Source organism: Herbaspirillum sp. 3R11, assembly GCF_004563925.1.
GTDB lineage: Bacteria > Pseudomonadota > Gammaproteobacteria > Burkholderiales > Burkholderiaceae_D > Herbaspirillum.
Map to the genome: position 1 here is coordinate 1,196,708 of NZ_SPNJ01000001.1, position 15,242 is coordinate 1,211,949.

Genomic DNA, 15,242 nt, shown 5'->3' on the forward strand with positions numbered 1-15,242 from the left:
TTCGGGCCTTCAGACGGCAAGACGAATCTGTTCCAGCGCCAGCCTGACCGCCTTGCGCACTTCGGGATCGCCATCCTGTTCCGCTTCCAGCAAGGCCGGCAAGGCTGACGCGTCGCGGATTTCGCCGAGCGCCAGCGCCGCTTCCTTGCGCAGGTTGCTGATCTCGTGACGCAAGGTCGCCAGCAAGGGGACAATCGCCTCCTTGCTGCGCAGCCGTCCAAGACTGCGTGTAGCGCGCAATCTCACTTGCCAGTAGGCATCGTCCAACGCCGCAATCAATTCCGTCGTGGCCGCCGCCAGGCGCAGTTTGCCGAGCGTGGTCGCGGCTTCTTCGCGCACCTGCCAGGCGGCGTCGCGCAAGGCTGACAACAAGGCCGGCAAGACGCTTTCGTCGGTGGCAAAGCCGAGCGCGCCGGTTGCGGCGCGTCGCACTTCCGGATCGCTGTCGCTCGCAGCCAGCTGCATGATGGGCGCCAGTGCGCGGCCTTGCTTCAGATAGCCGAGCACGGAAATCGCTTCGCGCCGCACCGACGCGTCGGCGTGAGCGAGGGCCGCCAGCGCCGGCTCCAGACTGTCGGGCACGCGCAGCTCGCGCAAGGCGCGCAGGATCGCGACGCGCACGAACGGGCGCTCATCCTGTGCATGCGGCAACAGCAATTCCGCCGAGGCCGGGTCTTTCAATTCGCTCAGCGCGTGGGCGGCGGCTTCGCGCACTTCGGTGTCTTCGTCGGTCAGCAGCACGATCAGGCCGGCGACGCTGTCGTCGCTTTCAAAGGCCTCCAGCGCACGGGCCGCTTCCAGCCGCACCTCGGGGGAAGGATCGCCGAGCGCCTCGACCAGCAGCGGCGCATGCTCATCGCCGGCGACGTCGATCAGGTCGAGAATGGCAATGCGCCGCACCGCGCTGTCGGGGTCACGCAAGCGCGTGCGGAACCGGCCGATGTCGTCGTCCGGGTTGGCGTTGGAAGAGGTGTTGAGGTTGATGACTGCGCTCACTGCGTTTCCTTAAATGGCGAATTGAATACGGGACAGGTCGGGCGCACCCAAGGGGCTCAGTCGTTCCAGCGGCACCACCCGGGTTTCCGGATGGAGCAGGGCGAGACAGTGCCGCTTGAGTTCGGTGAACGCGCGCGAGGTCACCAGCTCCGGTCCGCGCGGGCGGGCGAAATCAAGTTTGATTTCCTCGATGATGCGTCCCGGCCGCGGGCTCATGACCAGGATGCGATCGGCCAGGAACAGCGCTTCGTCGATGTCGTGGGTGATGAACAAAATAGTGGTCTCGATGCGCGCCCAGACTTCCAGCAACAGCTCCTGCATCTTGAGCCGGGTCTGCGCGTCGAGTGCGCCGAACGGTTCATCCATCAGCATCACGCGCGGATGGTTGATCAGCACACGGGCGATTTCCACGCGCTGCTGCATGCCGCCGGACAAGTGCGCCGGATAGCTGTGTTCGAAGTCTTCCAGTCCGACCAGTTTCAGCAGGTCGCGTGCGCGCTGATGACGCTCACCGCGCGCCACGCCCTTCATCTTCAGGCCGAAGGCGACGTTGTCGAGCACGCGTTTCCATGGAAACAGCGTGTGATGCTGGAACACCAGCCCGCGATCCGGATGCGGGCCGTCGACTGCGGCGCCGTCCACGCGCACGCTGCCGGCGCTGGCGCGCAGATGTCCGGCCAGCGCACCCAGCAGGGTCGACTTGCCGCAGCCGGACGGCCCCAGCACGCAGACGAATTCGCCGGGCGCGATGGAAATGGAGACGTCCTGCAACGCCTCAAAGCGGCGCTTGCCTTCGCCGAGCTCGATATGCAGGCGATCAATCTCGACCTTGCCGAATTTTTCCGTTGTCGTCATATGCCTACCTTTGCAACAGATACCAGGGCATCAGCAAGCCGCCCAGTTTCTTGATCAGGGCGCTGCTGCCCATGCCCATGACGCCGATGAAGAGCATGCCGACGATGATGTCCGCATAGTTCTGGATCGTGTACGAGGCCCAGGTGTAGTAGCCGATGCCGAACTGGCCGGCGATCATTTCCGCCGTGACCAGGCAGAACCATGCCGTGCCCATGCCGATCGACAGGCCGGTGACGATGCTGGGCGCTGCCGCCGGCAGGATGACTTCGGTGAAGATGGCGCGCCGGCCACTGCCCAGGCTGCGCGCCGAAGCGATCAGGCGGGCGTCTACGCCTTCGACGCCGTGGATGGTGTTGAGCAGGATGGGAAACAGCGCGCCGATGAAGGTGATGTAGATCATCGATATCTCCGACGACGGGAACATCAGGATAGACAGCGGTATCCACGCCACCGCCGGAATCGGCCGCAATAATTCCAGCGGCGGCAACAAGACGTCAGCGAGCCAGCGCACCCGGCCGATCAGCATGCCCAGCACGATCCCCGCCAATGCAGCGACGACGAAGCCGGCGAACACCCGGTACAGGCTGGCGCTCAGATGCGACAGCAGCTTGGGCGATTGCGCCAGCGTCCAGGCAGCCTGCAGGACTTCCTTCGGCGACGGCACGTTCTGGAACGTGATCAGTCCCAGGTTGAGATGCACGGTGGACGCCCATTGCCACAGCAACAGGCAGACCGCGACGGAAGCCAGGCGCAGGCCATAGTGCAGCCACTGCCTCAGGACCGCGTCCAGCGAGGGCAGCGCCGAAGATGCCGATAAGGTCGGCGATGCCGCATCGTCTTGCCGCACGCTATCCGCTGCCGGACTGTAGGAAGAACTCAAGGCCATGATCTGACTCCGTCGCAATAGGCTTTACACCGAACCGGCTTTGGCGGCGCTGAAGTCCAGCACCTTGCCGTTGTTCTTCTTCGCCCACGCTTCGGCGGAACTCTTCAGCAGGAAAGCGCTGACGTCGTTCTTGCCTTGCACGAACCACGCATCGGCAGCCAGCAGCTTCAGGCCGCTGTCACGATCGTGTGCATAGACGGTGCGGATCTTCTTGCCGGATTTTTCCAGCTTGCGTGCTTCCGACAAAGCGGTTTCCAGCGAGGCGTAGTGACGCACCAGCGGTTCGCCCTGGACCCAGATCTGGCCGACGCGTTTCGGATCGGTGATGGCTTTGCCGGTCAGGCTGTCCTTGGCGGTCAGCGGCGACTTGGCGTAGTTTTTCAGATGCGCTTCGTAGTCGAGGCCGGATTGCTTGAATGCCGTGCGCAGGTACTCGTCGACGATGAAGGTGTTGGCGTCGAGATCGGTCTCGGTGCGCTTCATGGCTTTGAGCGTATCGATCGAGGTCTTGATCGCCTGGCGGTATTCCGGCTTCCAGGTGAAGTCGCGCGTCTGCAGGCCGAGCGGGCCGTGGAACAGGTAATTGACCTCGGCTTCGATGCCGGTGACTTTTTCGATCAGCTCGCTGTACTTCTCCGGCTCGGCGGTGAAAAGGCGATCCGCTTCGATGGCGGCGCGCAGGTAGGCGACCACGATCTCGGGATATTTCTTCGCATAGTCGGAATCGACCAGGCTGCCATGCAGCGTCGGCGTGTTGGCTTGCGAGCCGTCGAAGATCTTGCGTGCGTAGCCGCGATGCGGGAACAACTCGGCGAACGGGACAAAGTCGGCGTGCGCATCGATCTTGTTGCTCTGCAGTGCAGAGCCGGCCACTTCAGGCGCCTGGGTGATGATGTTCACGTCCTTTTCCGGATCCCAGCCCTGGTCCTTGACGGCGCGCAGCAGCATGCCGTGCGCGGTGGAGGCGAACGGCACCGAGATCGTCTTGCCCTTCAGTTCGGCCAGCGATTGCACGGTCGACGCCTTCGGCACCACGATGCCGTTGCCGCTGCCGGTCGTGCTGCCCGACAGCACGGTGATGAACAGGCTGCGCTTGCCGGCCTTCTGGAACGCCGCGCCATTGAACGAACCCGGGAAGTCGGCCATCGCGCCGAGGTCGAGCTTGCCGGCCACCATTTCATTGGTCAGCGGCGCGCCCGAGGTGAAGTTCTTCCACTGGATGTCGTATTGCGCATCTTTGTATTTGCCATCGTGCGGCAGGTATTTCTCCAGCAGTTTCAACTCGCGGATCAGCAGGCCGCCGGTGGCGCAGTTGATGGTCGTGTCCTGGGTGCCGATGGCGATGCGGATGGTTTCTGCATGAGCAGAAGTGGTGGCGACCATGGAGGCGGTCGCAAAGGCCAGCGACAAGCTGAACAGGCTTTTATAGATGTTGTGACGCAATTGCATTGTTATATCCCCTGATGAAAGATCTGCATGGACGACTGCCGCACTGTAGCCAGTGCGTCAACGCAACAGATACGGTATGTCTACATGGACTGCCCCGGTCGGGCAGTCCTTCTCACAGGGCATGCAATACCAGCACTCGTCGAACTTCATGAAGGCCTTGCCTTTGGTGAGGTCGATGGCGAGCACATCGAGCGGGCAGACGTCGACGCAGACGGTGCAGCCTTTTTCGGCGATGCATTTGTCTTCGTCGATGGTGACGGGGACGTTGGTGATGTTGAAGGCGGTTGGCATGGGTGGGTCCTCACTCGTTGTCAGGTGTCAGGCGGCTGCAGGCTCAGCTGTAGCTGTAATTCCAGCAGCTGCATCTTTCTTGATGCGCAGGTGCTGGTAGGCGTCTTTTTCCTGGTCGTCGAGCGCGACGATATAGGGCTCGATGGGACGCTTGAAGCAGGTCATGACGTCCTGCTGCTTTTGCAGTTGCACGTGCACCAGCCATTCGGCGTCGTTGCGTTCCGGATAGTCGACCCGGTTGTGGTACAGGCCCCAGCGGCTTTCCGTGCGGTACAGCGAGGCGCGCGCGGCCATTTCGGCGCAGTCGCGGATGGCGTGGACTTCCAGCGCGCGCATCAGCTCGTGCGGATTGCGCGCCTGCAGGCGGTCGAGGTCTTCGCGGATGGATTCGAAGCGCGACAGGCCGATCTCCATCTTGCGCGTGACCTTGGGCGGCTGCAGGTAGTCGTTGACCATGCGGCGCAGCTTGTATTCCACCTGGTTGGGCGGCAGGCCATCGGTGCGTTGCAGCGGCGCCCAGACGCGTTCGCGTTCAGCGTCGACCTGCTGCTGGCTGACGTCGGCGAGTGGCTGCTCGGCGCAATAGCGCGCCGCGCTTTCACCGGCGATCTTGCCGTAGACGAAGGCGCCCAGCATGTAGTTGTGCGGCACGCAGGCAAGGTCGCCGGCGGCATACAGGCCAGGGACGGTGGTCTCGGCATGTTCGTTGACCCACACGCCGGAAGCCGAGTGGCCGCTGCACAAGCCGATTTCGGAGATGTGCATTTCCACCATCTGTTCGCGGTAGTTGGTGCCGCGTCCTTCGTGGAAGCGACCGCGGCTGGGACGCTCGTTGGTGTGCAGGATGGTCTCGATGGTGCTGATGGTTTCTTCGGCGAGATGGTTCAGCTTGAGAAACACCGGGCCGTTGCCGCCTTGCAGTTCGTTGTAGAACTCCTGCATCATCTGGCCGCTCCAGTAATCGCATTCGATGAAGCGTTCGCCGTGGCTGTTGGTCGTGAAACCGCCGAAGGGGCCGGTGACGTAGGCGCATGCCGGTCCGTTGTAATCCTTGATCAGCGGATTGATCTGGAAGCATTCGATGCCCGACAGTTCGGCGCCGGCGTGGTACGCCATGCTGTAGCCGTCGCCGGCGTTGGTCGGGTTTTCATAAGTGCCGAACAGGTAGCCGGACGCCGGCAGGCCGAGGCGACCTGCCGCGCCCGTGGACAGCACCACGGTCTTGGCGCGGATCACGTGGAAGTCGCCGGTGCGGCAATCGAACGCCATCGCGCCGGCGATGCTGCCGTCCTCGGCGGTGAGCAGGCGCGTCGCCACCAGGCGGTTGGTGATTTCCACGCGGGCGCGCTTGAGGCGGCGGTACAGCACCTTCTTGATGTCATGGCCTTCCGGCATCGGCAGGACGTAGGTGCCCATGTGGTGCACCTTGCGCATGGCGTAGTCGCCGGTCTCGTCCTTCTCGAACTTGACGCCCCAGCGGTCCAACTCCTCGATCATCGGGAAGCTGCCCTGGGCGTAGGCCATCACGGTCTTCTGATTGACGATGCCGTCGTTGGCGGTGGTGATTTCCTTGACGTATTGCTCGGGCGTGGCGAAGCCGGGCACGATGGCGTTGTTGAGTCCGTCCATGCCCATCGAGATGGCGCCGCTGCGCTTGACGTTGGCTTTTTCCAGCAGCAGTACGCGCAAGGCGGGATTGGCTTCCTTGGCTTTGGCGGCCGCCATCGGACCGGCGGTGCCGCCGCCGATGACCAGCACGTCGACGGTTTGGATATGGGTTTCCATGAGGTTCTCCTGTGTCCTGTATTTGTCCGGCGCTTATTCAGCCGTCGTTGGGCGGCGCGCAATGCGCAAGTGGTATTGGAAGGTCTCGCCGCGGAAGTACAGGTACTCGAAATCCAGCGGCTTGCCGTCGGCGGTATAGGTCAGGCGTTCAATCCGCAGCAGCGCGGTGCCTTCGCTGACCTGCAAGGCTTCGGCCAGTGCATGGTCGGCGATGACGGCGCCGATCTGCAGGTCGGCGTGGCCGAGCGCGATGCCGAAATCGTTTTCAAAGATCAGGAAGATGTCGCGGCCGGACAGGTCTTCATTGCGCAGGCGCTGGCCGAGTTCTTCCGGCAGGTAAGTGATTTCCAGCGACACCGGTTCGCGGTTGAGGTGGCGCACGCGGCGGATCTCCGCGACCGTGGTGCCGACTTCGACACCCAGTTGCTGCGCGACTTCGGCAGTGGCGGGCAGGGTGCGGTGACCGACTACACGGTTGTAGATTTCATAACCCTTGCGCGTCATCGCCTCGGCAAAACCTTCCAACCGGGTCAGTTCTTGCGCGGCCTTTTTCTTGGCGACGAAGGTGCCTTTGCCGGGAATCTTGAAGATCACGCCCTCGCGCTGCAGGTCGCTCAGGGCCTGGCGCACCGTGATGCGGCTGACGCCGAAGATGGCGCCCATTTCGCTCTCGGGCGGCAACTGCGCATGCGGGCCGTAGGTGCCGTCGAAGATGCGTTCGCGCAGCATGTCCTTGACCTGCACGTACAGAGGGATGGGAGAGGGTTCGACGATCTGGAAATCCGGCATTGCTTGTCCTGGCTATCGCTAGTTATCTTCAATTAACCTGTCATGACAGGTTATGACCAATGTCCAGATGGTAGAGAGCCCGGCTTGTCTTGAGAACGAATCTCTTCGTACATGCTTATGAAGAAAATGATTTTCATGTCGCCATCGCCTCAGTCCAGCGTGCCGACATGCACCGGCGGTGTGGTGTTGAACCAGTGCGGGCGCGACGCTTCCAGTTGCGCAGCAAGTTGCAGCAGGCGCGCTTCTTCGAACCATTTGGCGTAGAGCTGCACGCCCACCGGAATACCGTTGGCGTCCTTGCCGGCCGGCAGGCTGATGGCGGGAAGGCCTGCCTCGCTGGCGGGGATGGCGTAGCGTCCGGCGTCCAGCAGTTCATTGATGTAGCCGTCGAAGTCGCGGTCATTGGCCAGCGAAAACGGACCGTTGGCTTTGGGTGCGGGAATCGCGAAAGCGGGCGCCAGCAGCGCGTCGTACTTGCCGAAGAATTCGCCGAGTCGCAAGGCATGCGCATTGTTGCCGGCCTGATGCCTCAGGACGTCGCGCTTGTCGTAGCCTTGGGCGTTGAGCCAGAACTTGCGCGTCATCGGCGCCAGCTGCTCCAGCAAGCCGGGCGGGATGCCGTCTTCATATGGCAGCCCCCACATGGCCGGACGCATGCCCAGCCAGAAGGTGCGGAACGAGGGCCAGAAGCGGTTCCAGTCGGTGATGATGGCGTCGTCGATTTCTTCGACTTCATGGCCGAGCTCCTGCAGCGCAGCGGCAACATCGCGCGTGCGCGCGGCGATATCGGCGTGGCACGCCGTAGCGCGGCCCCATGCCCCGGTCGACAGCGCGATGCGCAGCTTGCCCGGCGCGCGTTGCAAGGCCGAGGCGAAAGTGTGTGTCGGTGATTTGCTTGAGACGAAACTGTTGCCGGCCGGGTAATCGGTGGCGGCGGCGTCGAGGAAGGCGGCCGTATCGCGCACGGTGCGCGAGAACGTTCCTTCGCCGATGGTGGCGTTGCCGTATTCGTTGAAGCTCCACGGCAAGGGCAGACGTCCGCGCGACACCTTGAGGCCGATCAGGCCGGTCAGGCTGGCGGGGATGCGCGTCGAACCGGCGCCGTCGGTGCTATGCGCCAGCGGCGTCACGCCGGCTGCAACCAGCGCGGCGCTGCCGCCCGACGAGCCGCCCGGCGTGTAGTCAAGGTTCCACGGATTGCGCGTGACCTTGAGGCCGCGATAGGTGGTCGTGGTGTCATAGGTCATGCCCAGTTCGGCCGTGGTCGAGCGACCAACTGAGATCAAACCGGCGCGATGCAGGTTGGCGATCAGCGGATCGGTGCGCGCGCTGCGCTTGTCCTTGTTCAGGGCCGAACCGTTTTCGGCCAGGCGGCCGGCGATGGTCGAGCCGAGATCCTTGATGAACAGCGGCACGCCCCACAGCGCACCCTCGGGATTGGCGCCGTCGGCCGAGGGCGTTGATGCGATGTCGTCAAAAGTCTCCAGCACTGCGCCCAACTGCGGCTCCAGCAGTCGGGCCGCTGCGATGGCCTGTGCGACGGTCTCTGCCGCACTGACCTGGCGCGTGCGCACCAGCTCCGCCAGCGCGAGGGCGTCCAGCCGTCCCCATTCTTGCCAGCTCAATGCAGGCTTGCTCATGCGGGTACTCCCGATGTGATTGGCGCAGCGCCGTGATAGGCATGGCCGGTGGCGCCGAGCTTGCCGCCGACGGCGTCGTGGAAGGCCTGCGCATACGGTAGCAGGCGCTTGTCTTCGAAGGACCTGGCGAGCAGGCATAGGCCGAACGGCAGGCCGTCGCTGCGCAAACCGGCGGGAACGCTGATCGCCGCCAGCCGCAAGGGATTGGCGAAGTAGGTGTAGTAGCCGAGGTTGGCGTTGAGCGCGACCGGATCGGCTTCGACGTCCTTGATGCGATAGATGGTTCCCGCCGTCGGCAAGGCCAGGATGTCGACCTTGTCTAGTTCCTGTGCGGCCTTGCGCTTGTGCGCTTCGAGCGCATAGACGGCGTCGAAGGCATCGGCGGCGCTGTAGCGTTTTGCCGCCAGGATCGCCAGCCGCACCGCCGGATGGACGTGGGGATCGGCAGGTTCTGCGGTGGCGCCGTAGGTCAGCCAGCGCTCGGCGATGAAGGCGCTGTTGAAGACCAGCTTGCCGGCTTCGGCGAACGGTTCGAAGTCGATTTCCACCGCTTCGCCGCCGAGGTCGATCAAGCGGCGTACGGATGTTTCGAACTGCGCCTCGGCGAGTTGGTCGCCGAAGAAGTTCAGGTATTTTTCAGCCGGCAGGCCGAAGCGGAAATGTTTGGGCAGGCGTGTCGGCGGCTCTTCGCGAGGAGTGTTCACGGAGTAGATGTCGCGCGCGTCGTAGCCTTCGATCTGATCCAGCACGGCGTAGGCGTCTTCGCTGGTCAGCGCGAACACCGGCGGTACGTCGAAGCTGCGATTGCAGTAGAGGAAGCCGTAGCTGCTGACGCGACCAGGCGTCGGTTTCAGGCCGACGATATTGTTCAGCGCCGCCGGTACGCGTCCCGAGCCGCCGGTGTCCGAGCCGATAGAGAAACTGACCTGTCCTGTGCTGACCGCAACCGCCGAGCCCGAACTGGAGCCGCCGGGCACGTAGTCAGGATGGAAGGGATTGCGGCAATAGCCTTGCGGCGAGCGGATGCCGACCAGTCCCGTGGCGAACTGATCCATGTTCTGCTTGCCGATCAGGATCGCGCCGGCCGCTTGCAGGCGTTCCACCACGTGCGCCGTGCGGGTGGCGGTATAGGTGAAACTGGCGCAGGCGGCGCCGGTCGGCAATCCTGCGACGTCGATATTGTCCTTGACGCCGAAGGGCAGGCCGAACAAGGGCAGTGATGCGCCCCGGCCCTGTGCGGCCGCTTGCTCGAGCTTGCGCGCCTGTTCGCCGAGTTGCTCCTGCGGAATCAGGTAAGTCCAGATGTGTTGATCGCGCTGTGTCCGGATGCGGCGATGCACTTCCTCCACCAGTGCGAGCGGCGACAGGCCGTCGCGATACGCGGCCGCCAGCGTGGGGAAATCGAAGCTGAGCGTCTGCAATTCAGGCGCGGACAAATCGAGTGGCTTATTCATGAGAGACGGCCTCAGGTGGACCAATGCAAGAGGCGTCGCGAGGCCGACTGGAACAGCCGGTCTGACACCGTGGAGATAAAACCGAGCACCAGCAGGCCGGCCATCATGTGGCCGATCTGCATGTTCTGCTGCGTGACTTCGAGGCGATACGCAATACCCGCATAGGCCCCGGCCAGCTCGGCCGCGACCAGCGTGTAGAACGCGATGCTGAGCGAGGTGCGCAGGCCGACGAAGATCACCGGCAGGGCGTCCGGCAGCTGCACCGTCCACAGCAATTGCCAGCGTGTCGCCCCCAGGCTTTGCGCTGCGCGCACCAGCGTTTCGGTCACGCGCTGCACGCCCATGTGCGTGGCCAGCCAGACCGTGAAGAACACGCCCCAGAACACCAGGAACCATTTCCCCAGCTCGGTCAGGCCGAACCAGACGATCACGATCGGCACGAAGGCGATCGGCGGAATCGGCCGCAACAGTTGGAACACCGGCGTCAGCAAGCCCGACAGGATGGCGCTGCCGCCGGTCAGTACGCCGATGACGACGCCGACCACCGCGCCTGCGCTATAGCCGATCACCACGCGGGCGATGCTCCAGCCGGCGTCGGTGACGCCGTCGCCATGCAGCATGTAGTCGAAGAAGGCTTTGACCACTACTGTCGGCGGCGGGAACAGCAGCGGATTGACCAGTTCAAGCCCGGCCACCAGCTGCCAGATCGCCAGGAAGACTGGTATCGACAGCAGCCTGGCCCATTGTTCGGCGGGGATGCGCATGGCTGATCAGAGGCCCGGAATCTTGACGCGCTCCGGCGCAACCTGTTTCAGCGGCGCGGCGAAGATGAACTTGTGGAAGTCGGGCAGGGTGGCGCCGGTCGGCGCGTTGCCGGATTCCAGGCGCCACTCGGCATGGTTCTTCAGCGTCGACAACACGCGCTCGTCGAGCACCAGTTCAAAGATGTAGTCGTTCCAGATCTCGGCCAGTTCTTCCTTCTTCATGCCGGTCGCGGCGGCAATGATGGTGATGCTCTCGTCGCGGTTGGCCTTCAGGAAGCGTTCCGCATCCAGGATCGCGCGCAGGAAGGCGGTCACGGTCTTCTCGTTCTTGCTCAGGTATTCCTCGGTCACGACCAGGTTGAAGGTCTCGGCATAAACACCTTTGGTGTCCAGTTCCTTAACCTTGTCGCCGAGCGCCTTCTTGCCGTTGCTGATGTGCGGTTCCCAGGTGTTGTAGGCGTCGATGCTGTTGGTCGACAGCGCCGCCACCATGTCTTGCGGGCGCAGGTTGACCAGCGTGACGTCGTTCTTGGTCAGGCCGGCTTTCTTGAGCAGCGTCAGTGTATAGATCTCGCCGCCGGTGCCGACGGTGTAGCCGATGCGCTTGCTCTTGAGGTCTGCCGCCGAATTGATGCCCGCGGACTTGTTGACCAGGGTCTTGTCGTCGGAATATTCCATGCGCGCCAGCAAGGCGATTTTCTGGCGCGCCAGTGCCGCCGCGGTGATCGGCGCTTCCGCCGTGGTGGCGATGTCGGCGCCGCCGCCGAGCACGGTTTCCAGCGCCTGGCGGCCGCTGGTGAAGTTGTTCACTGTGACGTCGAGGCCGTATTTTTCAAACAGGTTCTTTTGCTTGGCGATGATGGCCAGGCCGGAGATCGGCGCCAGGTTCTGCGCCAGGCGGATCTTGTCCGCCGCGTTGGCGAAGCCGGAGGAGAACGCCAGCAGGATGGCGGCTCCCGTCAATACAAAACGACCGATGTGATGTTGCATGCAGATACCCTTTGTTGTTGGATTAGTGAATGAATGCGGGAAGGATTCAGGCGGCGATGCGTTGCGGCGGCAAGGCCGATACGGACTCGCTCCGGAACGACTGCAGGCTCTCGTCGGCAATCAGCCCATGCAAGCGCGCGCGGATATCGAGGAATTCCTTGCTCAGCACGACGTCGGCCAGGCGCGGGCGTTTCAGCGTCACCGGCACCACCGCCTTGACCGTGCCGGGGCGCGCCGTCATGACATAGATGCGGTCCGACAGGAAGATCGCTTCGTCGATGTCATGGGTGATGAACAGCACCGAAATACCCAGCGTCTGCCACAGGTCAGTCAGCAGTTGCTGCATGATCGTGCGGGTCTGCGTATCGAGTGCGCCGAACGGCTCGTCCATGAGCAGGATGCGCGGATTGGCGGCGAGGGCGCGGATGATGCCGACGCGCTGCTTCATGCCGCCCGACAATTGCGCCGGATAGAATTTTTCGAATTCGCTGAGCCCTGCCTGTTGCAGCAACTGCCGCGAGCGATGCTGGCGTGTTTGCTTGTCGACGCCTTGCAGCTTGAGGCCGAATTCGACATTGGCCAGCACGTTCTTCCACGGGAACAGCGAGTACTGTTGGAACACCACACCGCGATCGGCGCCGGGGCCGGTGATGGCCTTGCCGTCCAGGCTGACGCTGCCTTCGGTCGGCGCGACGAAGCCGGCGACCAGGTTCAGCAAGGTCGACTTGCCGCAGCCGGACGGACCGATGACGCTGACGAATTCGCCGCTGTGCACGTCCAGCGTCACGCCATGTACCGCCTGTACGCTCTGGCCACCCTGACTGGTCTGGGCAAAGCGCACCGACAGGTCGCGGATCTCGATGTTGCCGACCGCCGCTGCGGAGGAAGGCGCGACGCCGGGAAATGAAGTTGTCATAACAGGTCTTGAGCGATGAGGTGCTGCGAGTCTAAGTCGCGTTGCCAAGACCTGGGAACGAAGCAATTCGAGATTCGATATGCGTAGAAACGCGGTGGCGTCACAGCGCCGGAAAGGCCGTTATGACGCGGCTTTTCCGGTGGTTGTAAGTCGTTTTTCGTATAAGGCGGGAGCGAATGCTGCGCGGTTGCGCATGTTCGCGCAAGTCAAGGCAACCGAGCGCAATCCCGCGCAAGTCAGCGCAGATTGCGTTCGGGAGGTATTGAAATGAGCGGAAGAGAGAAAACGAAAGCGAAGGCGAAAGCCGCAGTAGCTATAGCAGCAATTCCTTGGCGAGGTCGCGCTTGGGATCGGATGGCGTGTCGAATTCCAGCGCCTGTTCCACATGGTGCAGGTGATGCAGCATCAGCTCGACGGCTTCGTCGACCTTACCGGCCTTGGCGGCGGCGATGAAGTCGCAATGCTCTTCGGTCGAACAGATGGCGTCGCGGGTTGACTGGTACAGCATGGTGATCAGCGAGCTGCGGCCGGCGAGCTTGACCAGGATGTCGGTGAGGACCTCGTTGCCGACGATGTTCGCCAGCAGGATATGGAAGTCGCTCAACAGGGTCGAGCGGACTTGCGGATTGTTCTCTTCAATGGCGCGGCGTTCTTCGCGCAGATGGGCTTCCAGCGTGGCGTAGTCGGCAGCGGTCGCACGCGCGACGAATTCCCTCACCATGGCCGCTTCCAGCGTGCGGCGTACGAAGAAGATGTTGCGCGTTTCTTCCACGGTCGGCTTGCTGACGAAGGCGCCCTTGTCCGGAATCAGGTCGATCAGTTTGTCTTTGGCCAGCATCACCAGCGCCGCGCGGATCTTGGTGCGGCTGACCTGGTAGACGCGCGCCAACGCTTCTTCGCGGAGTTTTGCCCCGGGTGGAAGACGCTGTTCGGCGATGGCGATGGTGATGTCGCGCGCAATCGCTTCTGAACTGTCGGGAGGAAGTACTGCTTCGGTCATAGGATGGATGGTTCTGTTGTGTAAGGCGCCTGTGTTAGGCGAATTCGGACAAGACACCGAATTGTACCCTTGTATTTTCGCCATCCATCCTGCGACCTTATTCCTGAATGTTATTCAAACGTTGCCGCCGGAATCTCGCCGTTCAGCACGGCGCGGGCGCGGGTCTTGTCGATGTCTTTTTCCCAGGTCGCGACGACCACGGTGGCGACGCAGTTGCCGAGCAGGTTGCCCAGCGCGCGCACGATGCCGATGAACCAGTCGATTGACAGCACCAGCACCAGACCGACCACCGGAATCGCCGGAATCGTCGTCAGCGTCGCCGCCAGGATCACGATGGCCGAACCCGGCACGCCGTGTGCGCCCTTGGAGGTGATCAAGGCGATCGCCAGGATCATCAGCAGGTCGCCCATCGCCAGATGCGTGTTGGTGGCTTGCGCGATGAACACGGCCGCCATGGTCAGGTAGATCGAGAACGCATCGAGGTTGAATGAGTAGCCGGTCGGGATCACCAGGCCGACGGTCGACTTCTTGATGCCCATGTGCTCCAGCTTGCGCATGACCTGCGGCAGCACGCTGTCGGAGGAGGCGGTCGCCAGCACCACGATCAGTTCTTCACGCAGGTAGGCGATCAGCTTGAAGATGTTCAGTCCGGAGGTGCGCAGGATCGCGCCCAGCACCACCACCACGAAGAACACCACCGCGCCGTAGAACAGCAGCACCAGCATGCCGAGCTGTTTGAGCGAACCGATGCCGTAGCGGCCGACCGTGAAGGCGATCGCACCGAACACGCCCAGCGGCGCCAGGCGGATGATGAAGGCCATGCACTTGAAGAAGGCTTCCGACAGCGAGGCGATCAGCGAGACGGTCGGTTGGCCTTTGTCGCCGATCAGCAGCAGGGCGCAACCGAAGATGACCGAGATCAGCAAGACCTGCAGCACGTCGCCGGAGGTGAATGCGCTCACGATGGTGCTAGGGATCAGCTTCATGATGAAGTCGGCGAAGCTGGTGCCCTTGACCTTGCTGGCGGTCTCTACATAGCTGGACAGGCCGCTGGCGTCGAGATTGGTCGGGTCGATGTTCATGCCGGCGCCGGGCTGGAACACGAACGCCAGCACCAGGCCGAGCAGCAGCGCGATGGTGGTGACGATTTCAAAGTAGATGATGGCCTTGATGCCGACGCTGCCGACCTTCTTCAGATCACTGGCGCCGCAAATGCCTTGCACCACCACGCAAAACACGATCACCGGAATGATCATCTTGATCAGCTTGATGAAGCCGTCGCCCAGCGGCTTGAGGCTCTGGCCGAAGTCGGGATAGAACAGGCCGACGACGATGCCGGCAATCAGGGCGATGACAACCTGCCCGAACAAAGATTTGAAAAATCGATTCACCTTGGTCTCCTGGTGTGGTTCTGGATGGGCGCCTGT

General features: G+C 62.9%; 14 protein-coding genes. All 14 read right to left on the minus strand.

What is annotated here, in order from left to right; genetic code table 11:
• Nucleotides 1-9 precede the first annotated feature (9 nt).
• Complete coding sequence (locus E4P32_RS05695; protein ID WP_116432855.1) at nucleotides 10-996, minus strand: HEAT repeat domain-containing protein; 987 nt, start codon at nucleotides 994-996, stop codon at nucleotides 10-12.
• Nucleotides 997-1,005: 9 nt separating this feature from the next.
• Nucleotides 1,006-1,851 (minus strand): ABC transporter ATP-binding protein, encoded by an 846-nt coding sequence (locus E4P32_RS05700; RefSeq protein ID WP_116432854.1) that lies wholly within the window; start codon nucleotides 1,849-1,851, stop codon nucleotides 1,006-1,008.
• Nucleotides 1,852-1,855: 4 nt separating this feature from the next.
• The gene (locus E4P32_RS05705) at nucleotides 1,856-2,737 is read right to left on the minus strand and encodes an ABC transporter permease (RefSeq protein ID WP_199525571.1); all 882 of its coding nucleotides are present in this window, start codon (nucleotides 2,735-2,737) and stop codon (nucleotides 1,856-1,858) included.
• A gap of 24 nt (nucleotides 2,738-2,761) precedes the next feature.
• Nucleotides 2,762-4,186, minus strand: coding sequence for an ABC transporter substrate-binding protein (locus tag E4P32_RS05710; protein WP_199525570.1), 1,425 nt, complete (start codon nucleotides 4,184-4,186; stop codon nucleotides 2,762-2,764).
• 57 nt (nucleotides 4,187-4,243) lie between these two features.
• Nucleotides 4,244-4,477, minus strand: a complete 234-nt coding sequence (locus E4P32_RS05715; RefSeq protein WP_016833720.1) for a ferredoxin family protein — start codon at nucleotides 4,475-4,477, stop codon at nucleotides 4,244-4,246.
• 27 nt (nucleotides 4,478-4,504) lie between these two features.
• Entirely contained in the window at nucleotides 4,505-6,262 is a 1,758-nt protein-coding gene (locus E4P32_RS05720) for a fumarate reductase/succinate dehydrogenase flavoprotein subunit (RefSeq protein ID WP_116432853.1), read from the minus strand.
• Between the two features lie 33 nt (nucleotides 6,263-6,295).
• The gene (locus E4P32_RS05725) at nucleotides 6,296-7,051 is read right to left on the minus strand and encodes a GntR family transcriptional regulator (protein ID WP_116432852.1); all 756 of its coding nucleotides are present in this window, start codon (nucleotides 7,049-7,051) and stop codon (nucleotides 6,296-6,298) included.
• Nucleotides 7,052-7,200: 149 nt separating this feature from the next.
• Complete coding sequence (locus tag E4P32_RS05730) at nucleotides 7,201-8,691, minus strand: amidase (protein WP_158559702.1); 1,491 nt, start codon at nucleotides 8,689-8,691, stop codon at nucleotides 7,201-7,203.
• Complete coding sequence (locus tag E4P32_RS05735; protein WP_116432850.1) at nucleotides 8,688-10,145, minus strand: allophanate hydrolase; 1,458 nt, start codon at nucleotides 10,143-10,145, stop codon at nucleotides 8,688-8,690. Before E4P32_RS05735 ends, E4P32_RS05730 begins: the two co-directional genes overlap by 4 nt.
• A gap of 11 nt (nucleotides 10,146-10,156) precedes the next feature.
• The gene (locus tag E4P32_RS05740) at nucleotides 10,157-10,909 is read right to left on the minus strand and encodes an ABC transporter permease (RefSeq protein ID WP_116432849.1); all 753 of its coding nucleotides are present in this window, start codon (nucleotides 10,907-10,909) and stop codon (nucleotides 10,157-10,159) included.
• 6 nt (nucleotides 10,910-10,915) lie between these two features.
• The gene (locus E4P32_RS05745; protein ID WP_233526552.1) at nucleotides 10,916-11,899 is read right to left on the minus strand and encodes an NrtA/SsuA/CpmA family ABC transporter substrate-binding protein; all 984 of its coding nucleotides are present in this window, start codon (nucleotides 11,897-11,899) and stop codon (nucleotides 10,916-10,918) included.
• 46 nt (nucleotides 11,900-11,945) lie between these two features.
• Nucleotides 11,946-12,815, minus strand: coding sequence for an ABC transporter ATP-binding protein (locus tag E4P32_RS05750; RefSeq protein ID WP_116432848.1), 870 nt, complete (start codon nucleotides 12,813-12,815; stop codon nucleotides 11,946-11,948).
• 313 nt (nucleotides 12,816-13,128) lie between these two features.
• Nucleotides 13,129-13,815: a GntR family transcriptional regulator gene (locus E4P32_RS05755; RefSeq protein WP_116432847.1), complete on the minus strand. Its 687-nt coding sequence runs from the start codon at nucleotides 13,813-13,815 to the stop codon at nucleotides 13,129-13,131.
• A 110-nt stretch (nucleotides 13,816-13,925) separates the two neighbouring features.
• Nucleotides 13,926-15,206, minus strand: a complete 1,281-nt coding sequence (locus E4P32_RS05760) for a C4-dicarboxylate transporter DctA (RefSeq protein WP_116432846.1) — start codon at nucleotides 15,204-15,206, stop codon at nucleotides 13,926-13,928.
• Nucleotides 15,207-15,242 lie beyond the last annotated feature (36 nt).